The 16191-nt window shown below is 62.3% G+C and carries 15 protein-coding genes and 1 tRNA gene; 9 read left to right on the plus strand and 7 right to left on the minus strand.

What is annotated here, in order from left to right; all coding sequences use genetic code 11:
• Positions 1-39 precede the first annotated feature (39 nt).
• Positions 40-1068 (minus strand): D-xylose ABC transporter substrate-binding protein, encoded by a 1029-nt coding sequence (gene xylF, locus H147_RS0103695; protein WP_019953996.1) that lies wholly within the window; start codon positions 1066-1068, stop codon positions 40-42.
• A gap of 211 nt (positions 1069-1279) precedes the next feature.
• Here xylF and H147_RS0103700 point away from each other — a divergent pair, with 211 nt between their 5' ends.
• On the plus strand, positions 1280-2545 hold the full coding sequence (locus H147_RS0103700; RefSeq protein WP_019953997.1) for an ROK family protein: 1266 nt from the start codon (positions 1280-1282) through the stop codon (positions 2543-2545).
• Positions 2542-4029, plus strand: a complete 1488-nt coding sequence (locus H147_RS0103705; protein ID WP_019953998.1) for a CRTAC1 family protein — start codon at positions 2542-2544, stop codon at positions 4027-4029. Before H147_RS0103700 ends, H147_RS0103705 begins: the two co-directional genes overlap by 4 nt.
• On the opposite strand, the gene H147_RS0103710 is transcribed toward H147_RS0103705, so the two are convergent.
• Both H147_RS0103710 and H147_RS0103715 read right to left on the minus strand, forming a co-directional pair.
• Positions 4000-5313 carry a cytochrome-c peroxidase gene (locus tag H147_RS0103710; RefSeq protein ID WP_026352223.1) on the minus strand — a complete coding sequence of 438 codons (1314 nt, stop codon included), beginning with the start codon at positions 5311-5313 and terminating at the stop codon, positions 4000-4002. The two genes, H147_RS0103705 and H147_RS0103710, sit on opposite strands and share 30 nt — an antisense overlap.
• 60 nt (positions 5314-5373) lie before the next feature.
• Positions 5374-6654 (minus strand): DUF3422 family protein, encoded by a 1281-nt coding sequence (locus H147_RS0103715; protein ID WP_019954000.1) that lies wholly within the window; start codon positions 6652-6654, stop codon positions 5374-5376.
• 144 nt (positions 6655-6798) lie between these two features.
• Between H147_RS0103715 and H147_RS0103720 the strand changes: the two genes are divergently transcribed.
• A complete protein-coding gene (locus tag H147_RS0103720) occupies positions 6799-7350 on the plus strand; it encodes a pseudouridine synthase (protein WP_026352224.1) in 552 nt (183 codons plus the stop codon).
• A gap of 70 nt (positions 7351-7420) precedes the next feature.
• Here the strand turns inward: H147_RS0103720 and H147_RS0103725 are convergent.
• Positions 7421-7507: transfer RNA gene (locus H147_RS0103725), tRNA-Leu, on the minus strand.
• Positions 7508-7613: 106 nt separating this feature from the next.
• On the opposite strand from H147_RS0103725, the gene lipB reads away from it, so the two are divergent.
• Complete coding sequence (gene lipB / locus H147_RS0103730; RefSeq protein ID WP_026352225.1) at positions 7614-8276, plus strand: lipoyl(octanoyl) transferase LipB; 663 nt, start codon at positions 7614-7616, stop codon at positions 8274-8276.
• A gap of 120 nt (positions 8277-8396) precedes the next feature.
• The gene (ctaD, locus tag H147_RS0103735) at positions 8397-10055 is read left to right on the plus strand and encodes a cytochrome c oxidase subunit I (RefSeq protein WP_019954003.1); all 1659 of its coding nucleotides are present in this window, start codon (positions 8397-8399) and stop codon (positions 10053-10055) included.
• A 223-nt stretch (positions 10056-10278) separates the two neighbouring features.
• Here ctaD and H147_RS0103740 read toward each other — a convergent pair whose 3' ends face one another.
• Positions 10279-10584 carry a hypothetical protein gene (locus tag H147_RS0103740; protein ID WP_019954004.1) on the minus strand — a complete coding sequence of 102 codons (306 nt, stop codon included), beginning with the start codon at positions 10582-10584 and terminating at the stop codon, positions 10279-10281.
• Between the two features lie 107 nt (positions 10585-10691).
• On the opposite strand from H147_RS0103740, the gene H147_RS20470 reads away from it, so the two are divergent.
• A complete protein-coding gene (locus tag H147_RS20470; protein ID WP_110570902.1) occupies positions 10692-11036 on the plus strand; it encodes a DUF924 family protein in 345 nt (114 codons plus the stop codon).
• 206 nt (positions 11037-11242) lie between these two features.
• Positions 11243-11743 carry a DUF2244 domain-containing protein gene (locus tag H147_RS0103745; protein ID WP_019954005.1) on the plus strand — a complete coding sequence of 167 codons (501 nt, stop codon included), beginning with the start codon at positions 11243-11245 and terminating at the stop codon, positions 11741-11743.
• A 78-nt stretch (positions 11744-11821) separates the two neighbouring features.
• On the opposite strand, the gene H147_RS0103750 is transcribed toward H147_RS0103745, so the two are convergent.
• Positions 11822-12283: a GatB/YqeY domain-containing protein gene (locus H147_RS0103750; RefSeq protein WP_019954006.1), complete on the minus strand. Its 462-nt coding sequence runs from the start codon at positions 12281-12283 to the stop codon at positions 11822-11824.
• Between the two features lie 172 nt (positions 12284-12455).
• On the opposite strand from H147_RS0103750, the gene carA reads away from it, so the two are divergent.
• Positions 12456-13604, plus strand: coding sequence for a glutamine-hydrolyzing carbamoyl-phosphate synthase small subunit (gene carA, locus H147_RS0103755; RefSeq protein ID WP_019954007.1), 1149 nt, complete (start codon positions 12456-12458; stop codon positions 13602-13604).
• Between the two features lie 65 nt (positions 13605-13669).
• Complete coding sequence (locus tag H147_RS0103760) at positions 13670-15571, plus strand: glycosyltransferase (protein ID WP_019954008.1); 1902 nt, start codon at positions 13670-13672, stop codon at positions 15569-15571.
• Here the strand turns inward: H147_RS0103760 and H147_RS0103765 are convergent.
• The gene (locus H147_RS0103765) at positions 15525-16178 is read right to left on the minus strand and encodes a GntR family transcriptional regulator (protein ID WP_026352226.1); all 654 of its coding nucleotides are present in this window, start codon (positions 16176-16178) and stop codon (positions 15525-15527) included. The genes H147_RS0103760 and H147_RS0103765 overlap by 47 nt on opposite strands.
• Between the last annotated feature and the right edge of the window lie 13 nt (positions 16179-16191).

The following is a 16191-nucleotide window of genomic DNA, read 5'->3' on the forward strand; positions in this document are numbered from 1 at the left end:
AGGGGCCAGAGGCGGCGGGACGCGCCCGCCGCCATGATCTTAGTTACAAGGTGCCGGACCTGCGGTCACACCCTGGCAAAGCGCCTCGACGGTGATCCAGCCCGCATCGGCCACGACCGACAGGTTGTCAGCGGTCACAGGCACGGGGGCCAGGAAGATCGCGGTCATCTCGGTGCCGGCTGGCGATGTCCAGGACTGGCTGCCTTCGACGGCCGACATGTCGCCATCACCCGACGCCAGCGCCACGGCGATTTCACCGGCCGCACGGCCCAGTTCACGGGCGTCTTTCCAGACCGACACGGTCTGCGTGCCAAGCGCGACACGGTTCAGCGCGGCATGGTCGCCGTCCTGACCGGAGACGGGCAGACCTTCGAGGCCCTGTGCCGTCAGTGCCGCCACAACACCACCGGCAGTGCCGTCGTTCGATGCGACAACCGCGTCAACCGCGTTGTCGTTCGCTGTCAGGATCTGTTCCATGTTGCGCTGTGCGTTCGCTGGCAGCCAGCCATCGGTATAGGCTTCGGCCACGATGGTGATCGCGCCGCTGTCGATCGCTGCCTGCAGCACTTCCTGCTGGCCGCCACGCAGGAAATCTGCGTTCGGGTCGGTGGGCGAGCCCTTGATCATGACGTAGTTGCCGCTTGGCTGCTGTTCCAGCACGGCGCGGGCCTGCATCCGGCCGACTTCGACGTTGTCGAAGGTCAGATAGAATGCGCGGGGATCTTCGATCAGGCGGTCATAGGCGACGACAGGGATGCCTTCGTTGGCGGCAGCTTCGACAGCTGGCCCGATTGCGGCGCTGTCCTGTGCCAGAATGATCAGCGCGTCAACGCCTTGGGCGATCAGGCTTTCGACGTCAGACAATTGCTTGGCCGAGGACGATTGCGCGTCCGCGGACACATAGGTCGCGCCTGCCGCTTCGAGCGCTGCGCGAATCGCGGCTTCGTCGGTCTTCCAGCGCTCTTCCTGAAAGTTGGACCAGCTGACGCCGACCGTCAGGTCCTGCGCCAGTGCGGCAGAGTTGAAGCCAGCGACAGCAATCGCGGCAGCGATGATGGATTTATGCATGTATTCCTCCCAGAAATGCGGCCCTCATGCAGTGAGGGTGTGGGTTCATGAACCCTACGGCATCCAAAATGCCATATTAAGTTCAGTTGTCAAAATAAAAATCGCACGGATTTTGAAAAAACAGGCTTGATACAGCGAAATAATCGGGCAGTCTGTGAAGACCCCGGGTTTTGGCGCGCCGATCGCCCGTTTATAATTCAAGGGCTGAACTATGTATGATGAAATTTCGGCCAGCGGCGACGAATCGCCTTCTGTTTCAGGCTGCGGTCCATTGTTGCCGACGGCCAGCGCCTCTGCAAAGCCCCTGCGCCAGCAGATTTTTGAGCATGTGCGCGGCGCGGGTCGGGCCGCGCGGACAGACGTCACCCGTGCGCTTGGAATCAGTGCCGGGTCCGCGACGACGCTGACCGCCGAATTGATCGCCACAGGGCTTTTGCGCGAAGTCGAGGGGTTGCCCCGCGAAACCGGGCGCGGCCGCCCGCCTGTCGCCCTCGAAGTCGTATCAGAAGCCTGCCATGTGATCGGGATCAAGCTGTCGGACGAGGTCCATTCCGCTGTCCTGACCGATTTTTCGGGCCAGATGCTGGCGGATGCCAGCCTGCCCACGCCGCCCACCCGCAAGGGGCTGGACGATCTGCTCGATGAAATCGGCGTGCTGGTGGCGCTGGTCCTGAACGGCAGCGGCAAGGATATGTGCGACATCGCCGCCGTGGGAATCGGTTTGTCGGGGATCGTGGATCACCACACCGGCACGGTGCCGTGGTCACCCCTGCTGGCGGATCGCGATATGGATGTGGCAACCGCCTTTGTCGCGCGGTTCGGCGTGCCGCTGTATCTCGACAACGATGCCAACGTGCTGACTCTGGCCGAGTTGTGGTTCGGCGCGGGCCGGTCGATGACCGATTTCGCGGTCGTGACCATCGAACATGGGGTGGGCATGGGGCTGGTGCTGGACAACCGGTTGTTTCGCGGATCGCGCGGGATGGGGTTGGAACTGGGCCACACCAAGGTGCAACTGGACGGTGCCTTGTGCCGGTGTGGCCAGCGCGGCTGTCTGGAGGCGTATCTGGCCGATTACGCCCTTGCGCGCGAAGCGGCGACCGCCCTGCACCGCAACCCGCGCAACCTGCAAAGCCCCAACGCCATGCTGGACGCGTTGTTCGCACAAGCCAAAGGCGGCAACGAGGCCGCGCGCACGATTTTCCGGCGCGCAGGGCGTTATCTGTCGGTGGGGCTTGCCAATGTGATCCAGCTCTTTGATCCCGAACTGATCATCCTGTCGGGTGAACGGATGCAATACGATTACCTTTATTCCGACGAGGTGCTGGCCGACATGCACAAGCTGACCCTGAACGACGGGCGCAAGGCCTGCCGGGTCGAAATTCACGCCTGGGGCGATCTGGTCTGGGCGCGGGGCGCATCGGCGCTGGCACTGGCGGCGGTCACCGACAAGATCATGGGCGAGGCGCGGGCATGATCCGTGCGCTGGTGCTGTGCCTGCTGGCGGGTCAAGCGGCAGCCGGCCCCGTCTTCGAGGATCGCTCGGACGGGCTGCCCGGGCATATCTATGCTGGCGGCTGGGAACATTTTGTCGGCGGCGGCGTGGCGGTGTTTGACTGCGATGGCAATGGTTTGCCGGACATATTTGCCGCTGGCGGTGAAAACCCTGCCATCCTGCTGCGCAACACGGGTGACTTCACCTTCACCCCCGCGCCAGTCGCGGCGCTGACCGGCGTGACTGGCGCCTATCCTATTGACCTTGACGCCGATGGCGCGATGGACCTGTTCGTGATGCGCGTGGGTCCGAATGTCGTGCTGCGCGGCGACGGGGCCTGCGGCTTTACCGATGAAACTGCTGATTGGGCTGTGCCTGTGGGCGATCACTGGACCACCGCCTTCACCGCATGGTGGGACGGCGACGGCAGGCCGGTGATGGCTGTTGGCAATTACGTCGACCGGACCGACCCCGACGGCCCGTTCGAGGCCTGCGACGCCAACCAGATTCTGACGCCTGCGGCGGATGGTTACGTCAGCACCGATCTGACGCCGGGGTTCTGCCCGCTGTCGATGCTAGCCGCACAGGACGCGCGCGGGCGGCTGACGCTGCGGCTGTCGAACGACAGGCATTACTATGTGCGCGGCGGGCACGAGCAGATGTGGGATATCGCTGACGGGCGTTTTCTGGGGGCCGAGGATGGCTGGCAGAACGTCTCGCTCTGGGGGATGGGCATCGCCAGCCGCGACCTGACGGGCGATGGCCGCGACGATGTGATGCTGACCTCGATGGGCGACCAGTTGCTGCAACTGGCGCAAGAGGACGGCACCTATGCCAATGCGCCCTACAGCATCGGCACCTATGCCCAGCGCCCGCATACCGGCGATGACGGGCGGCCTTCGACCGGCTGGCACGCGGAATTCGCCGATGTGGACAATGACGGCCGCGCCGATCTCTTCATCGCCAAAGGCAATGTCGACCAGATGCCGGGGCTCGCCATGGCGGACCCCAACAACCTTTTGATGCAAAAGCCGGATGGCACGTTCGTCGAGGCTGGCCAGACTGCCGGGATCGCGACTACCGCGCGGTCACGGGGTGCGGCCTTGGCCGATTTCGACGGCGACGGGCGGCTGGATTTGATCGTCGTGAACCGCCGTGCCCCCTTGGAGATTTACCGCAACGTGACGGACGGCACCGGCAACTGGCTGACCGTCGCACTGACCCAATCGGGTGGCAATCGCAACGCCATAGGCGCAGTCGTCACGGTCACAACCGACGGCGCGACGCAAAGCCAGCAGAACACCATCGGTGGCGGTCATGCAGGCGGCAAGGCGCTGCCGTTGCATTTCGGGCTGGGCGATGCGGACAACGCCACGGTGACCGTGACCTGGCCCGATGGCACGCAAAGCACGCATGAGGGTCAGGCGAACGCGCCCCTAACCCTCTGGCATCCGCGCGACCGCTAGGCCGCTTGGCACAGCGTCAGGGACACCCAGAACGCCAGTCTTTGCGTTCGGATCGGTCAGACTTTCCAGAAAGGCCAGCAAGGCATCGAGCCCGCCATCGTCAAGCGTCACCGGCGCAACCTCGACCGCCGCCGCGATGGCCGCGGTATCGGCAAAGCCGCGCGTGTCGTCGACCGGCAGGTCAGGCAGCAGGGCCAGTTCAAGATCGTAAGCTGCCAGCGCCGCCACGGGATCAAGATGTGCGGTCAGGAAATCACGCAGATCGGCATAGGCGCCTGAATGGCCATAAGGCCCGGTCAGCGCCACATTGCGCAGGCTGGGCGTGCGAAAGGCGTAAAGATCCGCCGGATCACCCGTCACGCGGTAACGCCCCAGATCGCTGGCGTGGCTTTCGAACCGTTCGGCCTTGCCCGGCCCGATCTGCGGCACGCCCATCGCGTGAAACTGGTGGTCGGTCAGGAAAGGACCGGCATGGCAGGACACGCAGCCCGCCTCGCCATAAAACAGCGCCATGCCGGTCGCGGCGGGTTCGGGCAAGGTTGCCTCGCCGCGCAACACGGCGTCAAAGGGCGCGTTGTCGGACCGCCATTCCAGTTCCATGAATGCTGCGACCGCGTTGGATATATCGGTGAACCCGATCTGGTCGGGGCGGTCGATATGGTCATAGACCGCGATGAAACTATCGGCATAGGCCGGAATGTCCGCGACACGGTTGGCGATGATGTCCCAAGCGCCGCCTTCGCCGGTGATCGTGCCGCGCCGGACAGCTTGGGCCACGTCGTTTTCGCTGTAATGCCCTGCCATCTCGTCGGCGGAGAGCACCGGAAACATCGTCTGCGCCGACAGAAGCGAGGCAAAGCCCGTCACCATGTCGTCGGCCAGCGGTGTGCGCAGGCCACCGGGGCGGGCGGGGTCCACCTCGATCCGGCCATCGTGGAACAGGACCGTGAATTCATGCGCGCCAAGATTGAACAGCGCGGGCGAATTGCGCGGGATGCGCTGTTCGGGCCGATTGGCAGGGTCGGCCACACGGTCAGGGCCCAACCCCGTGCCGCCGTCGCCCATGCCCAGCGACAGCCCGTCGCTGGTGCCAAGGGCAGGATGATGGCAGGTCGCGCAGGAGACGTCGCGGTTCCCTGACAGGATCGGATCGAAGAACAAAAGCTGGCCGAGTTCGGCCTCGGCGCGGTCGACAGGCTTGAAATCCGCATCCGTCAAAGGCCGCGGCAAATCCTGCGCCGCTGCACTGCACGCCATGACGGCAAAACCTATAACCAGACGCATGTGATCCCCCCTGTTTGCGAGGCGGATCGTATCACCTGCCAAAGGTCTGGCAAGACTGCTTCATTCCATCCGCTTGCGAATCCGGCTGACCAGCATCCAGACAAGCAACAAGACAATCGGTGTTGCGACCGCCGTCATGATCGGTTTGGTGATCCCGAACGCCGCTTCCAGGGGTGCGGCCATGTAAAGCGCGAGATTGACGGCGTAGTAGCTGATCGCGACGACGGACAGCCCCTCGACCGTGCGCTGCAGGCGCAGTTGCAGATCGGCGCGCTTGTCCATGCTGGTAAGCAGTTCCTGATTCTGCGCCGAGCGTTCGACATCGACCCGTGTGCGCAGCAGATCGCCCGCGCGCAACGCACGTTCGGACATGGCGAAAAGCCGCGCCTCGGTGGATTTGACGGTCCGCATCGCGGGATCAAACCGGCGCATCATGAATTCACCGAATGTCTGCCGCCCGCCGAACCGCTCTTCGCGCAGGACCGCGATGCGCTGGTTGACGATCGTCTCATAGGCCCCCGCCGCCCCGAACCGGAATGTTGTCTGGGCGATCGTATTTTCGATCTCTGCCGACACCTGCAGCAAGGATTGCAACACCTTGGCCTGATCGGCCACCGACATGCGCATGTCATCGAGCAGCCCTGTCAGCGTACGGTCGAATTCCGCCATCTTCGGCCCGAGAGAGCGCGCCTTGGACAAGGCCAGCATCGACATCGCCTTGTAGGTTTCGATCTCGCACAGGCGTTGCACGACGCGGCCAATGCGGCGGTCATCGACATGCGGGCGCGCGAAGACGGCAAAGCGCATGTGGCCCGCAGGATCGATACGGAAATCGCCCGAGATGATCAGATCATTTTCCACCACGCGGCTGATCGCAAGGCTTTCGGGGACGAACCAATCCTTCACCTTGTCGAGAATGCCGTCGTCGGCCTCGACAACCTCGATCCGGATCAGGGCCGATGTGACGCGCGTGCCGGGCGCCTTTGACAGCCAGTCGTCCGGAAACACCTCGAACGTCGCCGCGTCAAACGGGCGGGCGGCAAGTCCGTCGCCAAAGATCGTGTAGGTCACGAATTCGGTGTGGCTTTCCCATTTCAACTGATGCTTGCCGATGGTCCCGAAGTAATGCGTGGCATCGGGCTGCGGATGCTGCGCGCCGAACCGGTCGAGCAGGTCGATCAGATGCGCGCGGTCCGCCGCACGGTCGCGGCCCGCGGCATTGCTGGCGGGTTTGATCGCCAGATAGGCCGCACGGCTGGGCGCGCCTACAGCCGGAAAGGGCCGCGCATGCAGTTCGTTGGCAAGAGTATAGCGCAGAGGATGGTCGGCTATCGGCGGCATGGTCAGGCGCTTTCACATTCGGATCACACCTACACTAGCGCACCAATCCTTGCTGTAAACAATAAAAGCGTTGATTTATAATTACTTAGTCGCACACAAAGGTATACGGTGGACGGCAATGCCCGGCGCGGGCTAGAAAACGTCATGCCGCGCACCCTGCTGTTCAACAAACCTTACGGCGTCCTGTCACAATTCACCGACGCACGCAGCCCCTCGCCGCGCCCGACGCTGTCGGCCTATATTGATGTGCCCGGCGTCTATCCTGCTGGCCGCCTCGACCGTGACAGCGAAGGATTGCTGGTGTTGACCGACGATGGCGCCTTGCAGGCGCGCATCGCAGACCCGCGTCACAAGCTGCCGAAAACCTATCTGGTGCAGGTGGAAGGCGCGCCCGACGACGCGGATCTTGCACCCCTGCGGCGCGGCGTGATGCTGAACGACGGGCCGACGCGGCCTGCGCAGATCCGGCTGATCGCGCCGCCCGCGCTGTGGGACCGCGATCCGCCCGTACGGTTTCGCAAATCGGTGCCGGATCAATGGATCGAGATCACCCTACAGGAAGGCCGCAACCGGCAGGTGCGCCGGATGACCGCGCATATCGGGTTTCCGACGCTGCGGCTGGTGCGCTGGCGGATCGGGGACTGGGATTTAGACGGGTCGTCGCCGGGCACCTGGCACGATGCACCGACCGGATAATGCTGTGTGGGGGCAGCGCAAGGTTTTTCGGACGAAAAACCTTCGGAGCGCAGCATCTGCCATCAGCGAGTGGTGCGGTCGGGGGGACTCGAACCCCCACGAATGTTACTTCACAGCGACCTCAACGCTGCGCGTCTACCAATTCCGCCACGACCGCACGTCTCAGGCTGGCAAGTGCCGCTCTCATAGACGAGGGGATTTGCGATGCCAAGAGGGAAATCATGTCCCTTTCCATCACCCTTTTGCCGGTTTATCCCGAAGCCATGGTAGAGTGGATCATCAGCGACGGGTTGACAGAGTACGAGACGGCGCTGGCCTTCATGGAGAACCGCGTCAACGCCATCGTCACGGGCCAGGCCGACGAATGTATCTGGCTGCTGGAACATCCCCCGCTCTACACCGCGGGCACATCGGCAAAGGCGGCGGACCTGATCGCGCCCGACCGTTTCCCGGTGCATGACGCGCGGCGCGGTGGTGAATACACCTATCACGGACCGGGGCAACGGGTGGTCTATGTTATGCTTGATGTGGGCAAGCGCGGGCGTGATGTGCGGCGTTTCGTGCAGGATCTGGAACGTTGGGTGATCGGCACGCTTGATGCCTTCACCATCAGAGGCGAGATTCGACCGGGCCGCGTCGGTGTCTGGGTGCAGCGCCCCGACAAGCCGCGCAGCGCAGATGGGGCGCTGGCCGAGGCAAAGATCGCCGCCATCGGGATTCGCATGCGCAAATGGGTGTCGTTCCACGGGCTGTCGATCAACGTCGACCCGGACCTGTCCCATTTCGATGGCATCGTGCCCTGCGGCATCCGCGACCACGGCGTGACGTCGCTGGTCGACCTCGGCCTGCCGGTCAGCATGGCCGATCTCGACCTCGCCCTGCGGCAGAGTTTTGAGCGCACCTTTACCCCCCCTGCGCCAATATAACCCAACGTGTCGCCCGCATGGGCAGTTGCCCCTTGCGGTGCAAGCGACTAGAACGCTGACCAACGACCGCCGTTCTTTGAATCGGCGGCGTCGATCTGTAGCCAATACGAGGAGAGCCACATGGCGGACGCAGCCATCCACGGCGATACACATCAGGACAACCGGAATTTCTTTACCCGGTGGTTCATGTCCACCAACCACAAGGACATCGGTATCCTGTACCTGTTCACCGCAGGCATCCTGGGGTTCGTGTCCGTGGCCTTCACCATGTACATGCGGCTGGAGCTTATGCATCCGGGCGTGCAATACATGTGCATGGAAGGGTTCATGACAGATCCCTGCACGCCCAACGGGCACCTTTGGAACGTCCTGATCACCTACCACGGTGTGCTGATGATGTTCTTCGTCGTGATCCCGGCGCTTTTCGGTGGGTTCGGGAATTATCTCATGCCGTTGCAGATTGGTGCGCCCGACATGGCGTTTCCGCGGCTGAACAACCTGTCTTTCTGGATGTTCGTGGCCGGTGGCACGATGGGTGTGGCTTCCATGCTTGCGCCTGGCGGCAATGGCCAGCTTGGGTCGGGTGTGGGCTGGGTCATGTATCCGCCGCTGTCCACCAACGAGGCGGGCATGTCGATGGATCTTGCGATCTTTGCCGTCCACTTGTCGGGGGCGTCGTCGATCCTTGGAGCGATCAACATCATCACCACTTTCCTGAATATGCGCGCACCGGGCATGACGCTGCACAAGGTGCCGCTGTTTGCCTGGTCGATCTTTGTGACCGCCTGGATGATTCTGCTGGCGCTGCCGGTTCTGGCGGGTGCGATCACCATGCTGCTGACCGACCGCAATTTCGGCACGACCTTCTTCCAGCCTGAAGGTGGTGGCGATCCGGTCCTGTACCAGCACATCCTGTGGTTCTTCGGTCACCCCGAAGTCTATATCATCATCATCCCCGGCTTTGGCATCATCAGCCACGTGATCGCCACTTTCAGCCGCAAGCCGATCTTCGGCTATCTGCCGATGGTCTATGCGATGGTCGCAATTGCGGTTCTGGGCTTCGTCGTCTGGGCGCACCATATGTACACCGTTGGCATGTCGCTGACCCAGCAAAGCTATTTCATGCTGGCCACGATGGTCATCGCGGTGCCGACCGGCGTCAAGATTTTCTCTTGGATCGCGACGATGTGGGGCGGGTCGATCGAGTTCAAGACACCGATGCTCTGGGCGTTCGGCTTCCTGTTCCTGTTCACCGTCGGTGGCGTCACCGGCATCGTGCTGAGCCAGGCGGCTGTGGACCGCGTGTACCACGACACCTATTATGTCGTCGCACACTTCCACTATGTGATGAGCCTTGGCGCGGTCTTCGCCATCTTTGCGGGGATCTATTTCTACCTGCCCAAGATGTCAGGCCGCATGTATCCCGAATGGGCCGGAAAGGTCCACTTCTTCACGATGTTCATCGGTTCGAACCTGACCTTCTTCCCACAGCACTTTCTGGGTCGGCAGGGCATGCCACGCCGCTACATCGACTACCCCGATGCCTTTGCGCTATGGAATCTGGTGTCATCTTGGGGTGCATTCCTGTCCTTCGCGTCCTTCCTGTTCTTCATCGGTGTGATGGCCTGGACGCTGTTGCGCGGACGCCGTGTCACGGAAAACAACCCGTGGAACGAATATGCCGACACGCTGGAATGGACCCTCCCCTGCCCGCCACCCGAACACACGTTCGAGACGCTGCCCAAGCGGGAAGACTGGGACAAGAAACACGCGCACTAGCGGCGCAGAAGATCAAAAGCCCCCGCCATGCGGGGGCTTTTTGCGTTAGACGGTGGGCGGTTAACCTCTCTTGCGCGGGCGGCAAGGGTTTGCGGCGATCAAATAGGCAGATTTGAGGACTGGAATGTCTGCAATGCGGACAGCCAGGCAGTTGCCGCTGAATAATAGGTGAGGATTTGATGGAGGACGATTCTGCGGAGACGCGGCGACCGATCTTGAAAGATCAGTCTGGTGCGCAGAGTTCCAGGAACGGGTCTGTTGCGTCCAACACTCCTTTTGCCGCAGAAATAGCCAACTCATTCGCTGCGCGTGTGTTTGGTAGAGACATTTGGGAACGGTTCTCAAAAATAGCTGTCCCCCATTCAAGCCCCAATACTGAGCCAAGGAGCTCAGCGTTTGCGAGCTTAAGGCGCTCGACGTCGGCGCAAAAGCTGTCGCGGCCCACTATAATCGTGTTACCTTCCGCGGCTGCAGCTTGCCCAAGCAACAGGATGGCGAGCGAGAAGATGAAAAACAGCTTTAGCTTCATTTAGGCAAAGTTACATCAATTCAGCGCCCGCGCAACTCGACTGTCGGTGCTGTCGGTCGAATTCGGACTAGTCTCAGTTTGCCCCAGATTGAGCTGCTGCCGGTTTCGTGGGTCGTTGGCGAGGTTATCAGGCAAATGGGCACTTTGCATACCTCCAGCCGTGGGAAATGATGTTCTTTTACATTGCGATTGCACATTGCGAGGGCCCGGATCACTTGGCGCGAATGCATAAGCTGGAGGATGCAGTCGAACTGGTCATTAAAGAGCTCCCAGATCAACTTCGCGAAAGTGGTCCACGACTGCGGGCGCAACATCAAAAGGTCAAAAAGATCATTGCAACATACGCGAGGTACCCTCATCGCAATGACATTCTTTCGCGACACTCGATCCCCGAAGAAGATCTTTATATTTCTGCAGGTAATTTTCTACATCGCGCCAACAGCGGACCTTGAGGCGCCTTGCAGCATTGGTATCTGTGGGCTCAAAGCAGTCATCGCACCGCGATATCGCGTACTTGCGTCAATTGCTGCAAAAGGCTGACCGTTGTGGGCGCTTTTTGGGTTTGGTCCACCATGACGGAGACAAAAGCCAGTGACAGTTTCACGCATGGCCCTATCTGTCGGGAAAGACGAGACTTTGCCGCGACGAGGTGAGACACATGCCCTATCAATGGACCCCAGACCATCCCGACACGCAGACAGACTGGCAACTGAGCCTGTGGCCCTACCGCTCGTTGTTGCGCAAGGATTTCGTGCTATTCATGGGGGCGACGGCAGCACTGGTCGCCCTGCCCTTGATTTCGCTTCTGGGCACGGTGATCGTCTGGGCCTTGCTGCCGTTTTTTGGCGTAATGTTCTGGGGGCTCTGGACCGCGATCAATATCAGCTACAAGCGCGGTGAGGTGCTGGAAGAACTGGTGGTCGATGAAACATCCGCCCATCTGATCCGCTACAATCCCAAGGGCGAGCGGCAGGAATGGCACGCGAACCGCTATTGGGTGACCGTGCATCTGCACCCAAGGGGCGGGCCGGTCGAAAACTATATCACCCTGCGCGGCGGCGACCGCGAGGTCGAGATCGGCGCGTTTCTGGACGTGTCCGAACGGCTGGCGCTTTACGGTGATCTCAAACGCGCGATCCGCGGGGACAGCCCGCGCTGATCCAGCCTCCGTGTCGCCGTCAGAAAGGCTTTCTTGCCTCCGGCGGGGATATTTGGGCTCGGAAGATGATGAAGGAAACTAGCCCAGCCGCGCCTTGACCATGGGACCGGCCTTCGCGAAATCCATCTGGCCGGTGTAGCGCGCCTTGAGTTCAGCCATGACCTTGCCCATGTCGCGGATGTTCTGCGCACCCACGGCGGCGATGGCGGCGTCGACCGCGGCCTCTGCCTCGGTCTCTGACAGCTGGCGGGGCAAGAATTCCTCGATCACCTTGATCTCGGCCAGTTCCTTTTCCGCGAGTTCCAGCCTGCCGCCTTCTTCATAGGCGCGCGCGCTTTCCTGCCGTTGCTTGACCATCCGGCCCATGATCGCAAGGACATCGGCATCCGACAGACCGGCGGCCTCGTCGGCGGTGCCGCGCATGGCGATGTCGCGGTCCTTGATCGCGGCGTTGATCAGGCGCAGCGTGGACAGCCTGTCGGCTTCCTTCGCTCTCATCGCATCGGTCAATGCGGTGGTGATCCGGTCGCGCAACTGCATGAAAAGTCCTGTTCCTGTCTCGACAAAGAACCTGCACCTTATCGCCTTGCCTGTGTTCTGACAAGCGGAGCTGACGCCACGGTATCCCTTGTTTGCAAGGCGGCACTCCGGCCTTGACCCTGTGGCCGCACCCCCGTAAACCCGCACCAATTTGACCAATGGAGATCGGCTCATGACGCAGAAATTAACGGCCTGCCTTGCTCTGGCGGATGGCACGATCTTTTACGGCATGGGTTTTGGCGCGGCGGGCGAAACGGTTGCGGAACTCTGTTTCAACACCGCAATGACGGGCTATCAGGAAATCATGACAGACCCGTCCTATGCGGGGCAGGTCATCACATTCACATTTCCCCATATCGGGAACACGGGGGTAAATGCCGATGACGATGAAACCGCTGATCCGGTGGCAGCGGGCATGGTCGTCAAATGGGACCCGACCGAGCCGTCGAACTGGCGCGCCACCGGAGAATTGAAAAGCTGGCTGGCCAGCCGCAACCGGATCGGGATGGGGGGTGTCGACACCCGCCGCCTGACCCGCGCGATCCGCCAGCAAGGCGCGCCGCATGTCGCCCTTGCCCATAACCCCGATGGCGTCTTTGATCTGGAGAAACTGGTCGCCAAGGCCCGTGCCTTTGCCGGTCTTGTCGGCCTCGACCTGGCCAAGGACGTGACCTGCGCGCAATCCTATCAGTGGAACGAAATGCGCTGGGCCTGGCCCGAAGGCCACCAGCCGCAGACACAGGCCCGCCACAGGGTCGTTGCCGTGGATTACGGCGCCAAGCGCAATATCCTGCGCTGTTTGGCGTCGGCTGGCTGTGACGTCACTGTCTTGCCCGCCTCTGCCACGGCCGAGGATGTGCTGGCGCTGAACCCCGATGGCGTGTTCTTGTCCAACGGTCCGGGCGATCCGGCGGCCACGGGCGTTTACGCTGTGCCGATGATCAAGGGCGTGCTGGAAACCGATATTCCGGTCTTTGGCATCTGTCTGGGCCATCAGATGCTGGCGCTGGCCTTGGGCGCGCGCACGGTCAAGATGAACCACGGCCATCACGGCGCCAACCACCCCGTCAAGGACCGCGAAACCGGCAAGGTCGAGATTACTTCGATGAACCACGGCTTTACGGTGGACAGCCAGACCCTGCCCGTAGGCGTGATCGAAACACATATCTCGCTGTTTGACGGGTCCAATTGCGGGATCCGCGTCGATGGTCGCCCCGTGTTCAGCGTGCAATACCACCCAGAGGCCAGCCCCGGCCCGCAGGACAGCTATTACCTGTTCGAACGCTTTGCCAATGCGATGGATTCCCGCGCCGCGCGCTGAGGCCGGTTAACACCATCTTAACCATCCGGCGCGATACCTGACCCGTTCACGGGGCGGGGTGCCGCATGCTTGACTTTATCACCGATTCCGCTCTGGTCCCGCGTTTGCCGGAGCGAGACACCGCGCTCTTGCAGTCCTTGCTGGCCAAGCGGACGCTGGATCAGACGCAGGCTGGCCGCGCTGTCGCGTCAGCGTTGCGTCTGGATGTGCCGCTGTCTGATGTCCTGCTGCGCGATTACGCCCTGCCCGCTGATCTCGTCGCGCGCCATCTGGCGAAGGCCCATGCAGTGCAGGTAATCGACCCTGTCCGCCATCCGCCGGATGCAGCCCTTGTGGCGCGATGGGGCGCGCGCGACTGCCTGCGCCTTGGCCTTCTGCCGTCGCGCGTCTCGCAAGGCACGGTGACTGTCCTGACCACCTGCCCTGCCCGCTTTGCACTGGCACGCGCGGATCTGGAACAATCCTTTGGCGCGGTCCGCATGGGCATCACGACCGAGGCGAAACTGACCGGGGCTGTCGCGACCCTACACGGACCGATCTTCGCGGCAGAGGCGGAAACCTGCGTTCCCGCCGCTGAAAGCTGCCGGAACTGGAACGCAAGGCGCGCGGCGGGGGTCGCAGTCGCGCTGCTGGCTGTGGTCTTGGCATGGGCGGCCGTCAATCCCTCCGGCCTGATCGTCGCCTTCTCGCTTTGGGCGACTGGCGTGCTGGCTGTCACGACGTTGCTGAAAGTGGCTGCCGCGATCAGCGGGCTGCGGGCCGCACCTGAAGCCTTGCGTCCCTTGGCCGAGGCTGACCTGCCCGTCATCACGATGCTGGTCCCGCTTTACCGCGAAAAGGCCATCGCCTCGCATCTGCTGGTCCGGCTTGCGGCGCTGCGGTATCCGCGCGCCTTGCTCGACGTGTGCCTTGTGCTGGAAGAGGATGACGCCACCACCCGCGCGACGCTGGCGCGCACCACCCTGCCCGGCTGGATCCGGGCCATCGTTGTGCCGCCCGGTCAGGTCAAGACCAAACCGCGCGCATTGAACTATGCCCTGCCCTTTGCGCGCGGCAGCATCATCGGCGTCTGGGATGCCGAGGATGCTCCCGCCCCCGACCAATTGCACGTGGTGGCCCGCCATTTCACACATGCCGCGCCCCATGTCGCCTGCCTGCAAGGGGTACTGGATTACTACAACACCGGCACCAACTGGCTGACGCGCTGTTTCACCATCGAATATGCCGCGTGGTTCCGTGTCGTGCTGCCGGGGCTGGCAAGGCTGGGCCTTGTGGTGCCATTGGGTGGGACGACATTGTTCTTCCAGCGTGCGGTGCTGGAGGACTTGGGCGCATGGGACGCGCATAACGTCACCGAGGATGCCGATCTGGGCCTGCGGCTGGCGCGGCGCGGCTATACCACCGAACTGATCCCCACCGTAACCATGGAAGAGGCGAATGGCCGCGCCTGGCCTTGGGTCAAGCAACGCGCGCGCTGGCTGAAAGGCTATGCGATCACGTACGGCGTACATATGCGCAACCCTGCGCGGCTGCTGCGCGATCTGGGGCTGTGGCAGTTCATCGGGGTGCAGGTGCTGTTTCTGGGCACACTCAGCCTGTTTGCGCTGATGCCGCTGTTCTGGTCACTGTGGCTGATCCCACTTGGGGTTGCGCATCCGCTGCATGGCTGGTTGTCAGCGGGGGCGTTCTGGACCATGACCTATGCGTTCTTTGCCGCAGAGGTGCTGGCCTTGACGGTCAACCTGATCGGCCTGCACAAGGCGGGTAAGCTGCACCTGTGGGGCTGGGCGCTGACATTGCCTGTCTATTTTCCGCTGGGCGCGCTGGCGGCCTATCGTGGGCTGGCCGAACTGGCCACGCGGCCGTTCTATTGGGACAAGACCACCCACGGCGTCGTGCTGACAGGATTGAAGCCGCAGATCATTCCGCCGCCTCAACCTTTGCCGCGTCCAGTTTCAACCGCGTGACGAAAGCAGCAGAGATGTGATCGCGCAGTGCCTTATAGGCGGCATCGCCATCCCCTGCAGCAATCGCCGCCACAATATCGGCATGTTCCTGCAAGGTCTGCGCCCCGCGCCCTTCAGCGGCCAGCGAGGTGGTCGCAAGCAGCGCCATCGACCGATGCACAAGGTCAAGCTGCTGCACCAGAAAGCGGTTGTGCGACGCCAGATGGATCTGTTTGTGAAACCGCCGGTTCGCCCGGCTGAGTGCTGCGGGATCGTTGATCAGCTTCTTGTCGGCCTCCAGCATATCCTGCAGGACCTTCACCTCTTCAGGCGCGGCATGCCGAGCGGCCAGACGCGCGGCCAGCCCTTCCAACTCGCCGCGCACGACGTAAAGCTCCGACAATTGCGAATGATCAAGCGAGGCCACGATCAGCGACCGCCCGTCGCGCGTCAGAAGCGACTGGGTTTCCAGCCGCTGCAACGCCTCGCGGATCGGGGTGCGCGACACGCCGAACCTTTCGGCCAGCTCGCTTTCGACCAGCCTGTCGCCCGGTTTATACAAGTGACTGTCGATCGCCTCCAATATCAGGGCATAGGCGTCTTTCTGGGATTGGCGGGGGTCTTGCATCACAAAGCCTGTC

Origin of the sequence: Yoonia vestfoldensis DSM 16212 (genome assembly GCF_000382265.1) — a bacterium.
In the GTDB taxonomy this organism is placed as follows: domain Bacteria; phylum Pseudomonadota; class Alphaproteobacteria; order Rhodobacterales; family Rhodobacteraceae; genus Yoonia; species Yoonia vestfoldensis.

Bases quoted from the DNA above. Each gene is read 5' to 3' on its own strand.
- xylF (WP_019953996.1), bottom strand. From the start codon at position 1,068: ATGCATAAATCCATCATCGCTGCCGCGATTGCTGTCGCTGGCTTCAAC.
- H147_RS0103700 (WP_019953997.1), top strand. From the start codon at position 1,280: ATGTATGATGAAATTTCGGCCAGCGGCGACGAATCGCCTTCTGTTTCA.
- H147_RS0103705 (WP_019953998.1), top strand. From the start codon at position 2,542: ATGATCCGTGCGCTGGTGCTGTGCCTGCTGGCGGGTCAAGCGGCAGCC.
- H147_RS0103710 (WP_026352223.1), bottom strand. From the start codon at position 5,313: ATGCGTCTGGTTATAGGTTTTGCCGTCATGGCGTGCAGTGCAGCGGCG.
- H147_RS0103715 (WP_019954000.1), bottom strand. From the start codon at position 6,654: ATGCCGCCGATAGCCGACCATCCTCTGCGCTATACTCTTGCCAACGAA.
- H147_RS0103720 (WP_026352224.1), top strand. From the start codon at position 6,799: ATGCCGCGCACCCTGCTGTTCAACAAACCTTACGGCGTCCTGTCACAA.
- lipB (WP_026352225.1), top strand. From the start codon at position 7,614: ATGGTAGAGTGGATCATCAGCGACGGGTTGACAGAGTACGAGACGGCG.
- ctaD (WP_019954003.1), top strand. From the start codon at position 8,397: ATGGCGGACGCAGCCATCCACGGCGATACACATCAGGACAACCGGAAT.
- H147_RS0103740 (WP_019954004.1), bottom strand. From the start codon at position 10,584: ATGAAGCTAAAGCTGTTTTTCATCTTCTCGCTCGCCATCCTGTTGCTT.
- H147_RS0103745 (WP_019954005.1), top strand. From the start codon at position 11,243: ATGCCCTATCAATGGACCCCAGACCATCCCGACACGCAGACAGACTGG.
- H147_RS0103750 (WP_019954006.1), bottom strand. From the start codon at position 12,283: ATGCAGTTGCGCGACCGGATCACCACCGCATTGACCGATGCGATGAGA.
- carA (WP_019954007.1), top strand. From the start codon at position 12,456: ATGACGCAGAAATTAACGGCCTGCCTTGCTCTGGCGGATGGCACGATC.
- H147_RS0103760 (WP_019954008.1), top strand. From the start codon at position 13,670: ATGCTTGACTTTATCACCGATTCCGCTCTGGTCCCGCGTTTGCCGGAG.
- H147_RS0103765 (WP_026352226.1), bottom strand. From the start codon at position 16,178: ATGCAAGACCCCCGCCAATCCCAGAAAGACGCCTATGCCCTGATATTG.